The organism is Bartonella sp. ML69XJBT (assembly GCF_028618515.1).
Taxonomy (GTDB): Bacteria; Pseudomonadota; Alphaproteobacteria; order Rhizobiales; family Rhizobiaceae; genus Bartonella.
In genome coordinates this window covers 1-3,798 of sequence record NZ_JAQITB010000071.1, presented here as the reverse complement: position 1 = coordinate 3,798, position 3,798 = coordinate 1, and the positions used below count along the sequence as shown (strand labels likewise).

The following is a 3,798-nucleotide window of genomic DNA, read 5'->3' as shown; positions in this document are numbered from 1 at the left end:
TATTTACAAAACCATTTTTTTGATCCCATTGGTACAGGAATTGGTCATAATCTACCGACAGCTTATAAGGTACCCTTGAAGCTCCCCTATGTATTATTTCCACCAGCAATTGCAATAAAAGAGCAAGGGAGCGCGCTACGTGGCCATAACCCTACTACCACCCATAAATGTTATGGTAATGCGGGGAAAAAATGTCAAGACGCTTATGGAACACCTCCTACGATAGCAATTTATGCACCATATGCAATTTTAGATAATTTAGGTTTAGGTTATTTATGGAGAAAAAAATGAAGAGATTGTTTAAATTATTAAGTGGGCTTATTTTATTAAGTATAGCTGGATGTGACATATCAAATATCGATAAACCTGCTCCAGGGGAAGTATACGGGTGGTTGAAAGCGGGAGCAGACTTTACTGAGATAGGAAAAGCCTTGCTAGAATGTGGCATGCCGAGTCTTATTGATCAGGATTCAGAAAATATAAATCTCAGTTTAAATCAAATGGCATCCGTTGATGCTTGTATGGTACAGGCAGGATTCCGTGATAGATACGGTGGTCCGTATTGGTGCTACAATTATAAAGATCTCCCCATTTGTCGTCCAGGTGCTGTTATTCCCAAGCGCAGTGTCGAAAAGCGCTTAAACAGCCCTTATTGTAAAAGGTATAAAAATGCGGATGAATGCCAACCTTAAGTCTTGTTGTTGATGGAAAGTACAATCCCCACAGCCATGTGTCCTCTTGCCTGTGCGGGATTGTTCCTTTCATTTCATTAACACCAGAGCAAGAGAAGCATTTACAAAAAGGCTCTGATGGCGCTGTTCATATGTTTTACAATGGCATTTTTAACACATCTGATGATGACGCGCGTTATGCTGTTCAGTTTGCTGATAATGAGCATGATCCCCTTTATTTTACATACTTTCCCAAAGCTAAAGACTGGGAGGTGGAGCCCATGATAGCGGTTTTTCAGAAGATTCTGGAAGGTAAACTTTTTTTTCGATTAACCAATTCGACCAAGAAGTTTCAGAATGCGATGTCTCTCTATGGCAATGATGGATTGCATATTGATGCGCACAGCCGCGGTAGCTTGACAGTAGGCAACGGGATGTATGACTTTGAAAAGCGTGGCATTCACAACATAGCAGGCAACACGAGTATCAATCTTTTTGGTCCTGCTTATAATGCTCAATCGATGGCAAATACGCTCGATTATTTAAGTGATGGCAAGCAAACCTCTGTTGGCTTGGAAAACCACGCATATGATTTTGTTGGTGTAAAGTTTGGTGGAAATCCTGCTACTTTTGATCAGATCCCTTCAGGGAGTAGTCCTGGGAACGAGGCATGGAGAATATTTACGACTTATCCTACTGTCCATGCTTGTTATGGTCATGCGGATAAAGGCTGTAGATATTCTTATGGGGATTCTTATAAGCATCGCCAAACAATATATTCAATTAAATCAGGGAGCAAGAAATGAAACACATCTTAAAACTATTAAGCGGGCTCATTCCCTTGAGTATAGCTGGATGTGGTATTGAAAACATCGATAGGCCTCCTGCAGGATATCTCAGCATGTGGGAGAAGCCCGGAGCAGATTTTACTGAAGTAGGAAAAGCCTTGTTAGAATGTGGCATGCCAACGCCTTATGGTGAAGATTCAGAAAACAGAAAGCTTAGTGTTAATGAGGATGCAACAATTTATGCTTGCATGATTCAATCAGGATTTCGCTATAAAGATGAACATGAGGGAGGGTGGTGTTATACTTTTAAAGAGAAAAACTTACCCATTTGTCGTCCAGGTGCTGTCATACCACAGCGCAGTGTCAAGAAGCGCTTAAACAGCCCGTTTTGTAAAAAGCATCCAGAACAACCTGAATGTAAACCTTAAGTCTTGCTTGTAATGGAAACAATCCCTACCTCCATGTGTTCCTATGCTTGTGCGGGATTATTCCTTCACTTTCATTATTTGATGGAAGAAGAAGAGAAGCATTTACCAAAAGGCTCTGATGGCGCTGTTCATATGTTTTACAATGGCATTTTTAACACATCTGATGATGACGCGCGTTATGCTGTTCAGTTTGCTGATAATGAGCATGATCCCCTTTATTTTACATACTTTCCCAAAGCTAAAGACTGGGAGGTGGAGCCCATGATAGCGGTTTTTCAGAAGTTTTTTGAAGGTACATTTTTCTTTGGATTGACCAATTCGACCAAGAAGTTTCAGAATACAATGTCTCTCTATGGCAATGACGGATTACATATTAATGGGCACAGCCGTGGTAGTATGACAGTAGGTAACGGAATGGATGACTTTGAAAAGCGTGGCATTCACAGCATAGCAGGCAACACGAGTATCAATCTTTTTGGTCCTGCTTATAATGCTCAATCGATGGCAAATACGCTCGATTATTTAAGTGATGGCAAGCAAACCTCTGTTGGCTTGGAAAATCACGCATATGATTTTGTTGGTGTAAAGTTTGGTGGAAATCCTGCTACTTTTGATAAGATCCCTTCAGGGAGTAGTCCTGGGAACGAGGCATGGAGAATATTTACGACTTATCCTACTGTCCATGCTTGTTATGGTCATGCAGGTTATGCGTGTACATCGCGCTATGGTTCACCTAATCGTACGCCAATTTATTCAAAATATTCAGGGAGGAAAAAATGAAGAAAATCTTGAAATTATTAAGTGGTCTCATTCTGTTAAATATCGCTGGATGTAACATTGATAAGCCTGCTCCAGGGTATTTGAGTATGTGGGAGAAAAATAGTGTTACTGATTTTACTGAGGTAGGAAAAGCTTTGTTAGAATGTGGTATGCCAACCCCTTATGATCGTGATCCAGAAAGCAGAAAGCTTAGTAATAATGCAATAGCAACAATTCATGCGTGTATGGTTCAATCAGGATTCCGCTATAAAGATGAAAGGGGGGGATGGTGTGTAAACCATAAAGCCGAAAACCTTCCGATTTGTCGTCCAGGCGCTGTGATCCCACAGAGAAGTGTGAAGAGGCGCTTAAACAGCCCGTTTTGTAAAAAGCATCCAGAACAATATGAATGCTATCCTTAAATCTTGCTGTTGATGGAAAGTACAATCCCCACAGCATGTGTTCGCATGTCTATGGGGGGTGTTCCTCCAATTCACCATCTCAACATTGTTCAGAACTGTCTTGAAAAACGGAGACAAAAATAATCAACAGGTTTCTAAGCCTTTTTGTTATTGTAAAGAAACCCATTCAAGGAGGGGAAAATGAAGAAAACTTTAAAACTATTGAGTTGCATGGCTTTTTTAAGTACAGCTGGATGTGTTAACCAAATTTCCTCGCTTTCTCCAAGATTATGGAGACAGAAAATACTTTTAGAATGTGGAGTACCGGACCTTGATAAGGTTGTAGCGTTAGATTTGAATCAATTCGCTAGTATTGAAATTTGTCTGGGGCAATCAGGATTTCGTCCTAGCTTTACAATACAAGAATGGTGTGAGAACCATAAATCGGATAACCTTCCCATATGTCGTCCTGGTGCTGTCATGCCTCAGCGCAGTGTTGAGAGACGCTTAAAGAGCCCTTATTGTAAGAGACATAAAAACGCCCTTGAATGCCAACCCTAACAACGCAAAATGCTTCCATGAGTGTTGGCTACGGTTATGGCACAGGCGGTGCAGGAGCAACAAGCAGTGCCGCGTTTAGTCAAGGGGAAGGCTCTAGTGAGGAAATACACCATAAGAACAGCCATGTTGTGGGTACCGGAACAGTTCATACCAGCAGTGGAGGGGATACTACATTGAATGGTGCGGTATT

The 3,798-nt window shown here is 41.2% G+C and carries 6 protein-coding genes and 2 pseudogenes; all 8 read left to right on the top strand.

What is annotated here, in order from left to right:
* A pseudogene (locus tag PVV68_RS09800) lies at positions 1–291 on the top strand (hypothetical protein); the annotation flags it as partial.
* On the top strand, positions 288–692 hold the full coding sequence (locus tag PVV68_RS09795; protein ID WP_273721995.1) for a hypothetical protein: 405 nt from the start codon (positions 288–290) through the stop codon (positions 690–692). The pseudogene PVV68_RS09800 and the gene PVV68_RS09795, both read left to right, overlap by 4 nt.
* A complete protein-coding gene (locus PVV68_RS09790; RefSeq protein WP_273721992.1) occupies positions 680–1,477 on the top strand; it encodes a hypothetical protein in 798 nt (265 codons plus the stop codon). The genes PVV68_RS09795 and PVV68_RS09790 overlap by 13 nt, the downstream gene beginning before the upstream one ends.
* Positions 1,474–1,887, top strand: coding sequence for a hypothetical protein (locus PVV68_RS09785; RefSeq protein ID WP_273721990.1), 414 nt, complete (start codon positions 1,474–1,476; stop codon positions 1,885–1,887). Before PVV68_RS09790 ends, PVV68_RS09785 begins: the two co-directional genes overlap by 4 nt.
* A gap of 12 nt (positions 1,888–1,899) precedes the next feature.
* Positions 1,900–2,667 carry a hypothetical protein gene (locus tag PVV68_RS09780; protein ID WP_273721988.1) on the top strand — a complete coding sequence of 256 codons (768 nt, stop codon included), beginning with the start codon at positions 1,900–1,902 and terminating at the stop codon, positions 2,665–2,667.
* Positions 2,664–3,068 carry a hypothetical protein gene (locus PVV68_RS09775; protein ID WP_273721986.1) on the top strand — a complete coding sequence of 135 codons (405 nt, stop codon included), beginning with the start codon at positions 2,664–2,666 and terminating at the stop codon, positions 3,066–3,068. The genes PVV68_RS09780 and PVV68_RS09775 overlap by 4 nt, the downstream gene beginning before the upstream one ends.
* Positions 3,069–3,248: 180 nt before the next feature.
* Positions 3,249–3,608, top strand: a complete 360-nt coding sequence (locus PVV68_RS09770; RefSeq protein WP_208442479.1) for a hypothetical protein — start codon at positions 3,249–3,251, stop codon at positions 3,606–3,608.
* Positions 3,608–3,798: pseudogene (locus PVV68_RS09765) on the top strand (hemagglutinin repeat-containing protein); the annotation flags it as partial. The gene PVV68_RS09770 and the pseudogene PVV68_RS09765, both read left to right, overlap by 1 nt.

What these genes read in the sequence shown, in the direction of transcription:
- PVV68_RS09770 (WP_208442479.1), top strand. Translation starts at nt 3,249, where the DNA reads ATGAAGAAAACTTTAAAACTATTGAGTTGCATGGCTTTTTTAAGTACA.
- PVV68_RS09790 (WP_273721992.1), top strand. Translation starts at nt 680, where the DNA reads ATGCCAACCTTAAGTCTTGTTGTTGATGGAAAGTACAATCCCCACAGC.
- PVV68_RS09775 (WP_273721986.1), top strand. Translation starts at nt 2,664, where the DNA reads ATGAAGAAAATCTTGAAATTATTAAGTGGTCTCATTCTGTTAAATATC.
- PVV68_RS09795 (WP_273721995.1), top strand. Translation starts at nt 288, where the DNA reads ATGAAGAGATTGTTTAAATTATTAAGTGGGCTTATTTTATTAAGTATA.
- PVV68_RS09780 (WP_273721988.1), top strand. Translation starts at nt 1,900, where the DNA reads ATGGAAACAATCCCTACCTCCATGTGTTCCTATGCTTGTGCGGGATTA.
- PVV68_RS09785 (WP_273721990.1), top strand. Translation starts at nt 1,474, where the DNA reads ATGAAACACATCTTAAAACTATTAAGCGGGCTCATTCCCTTGAGTATA.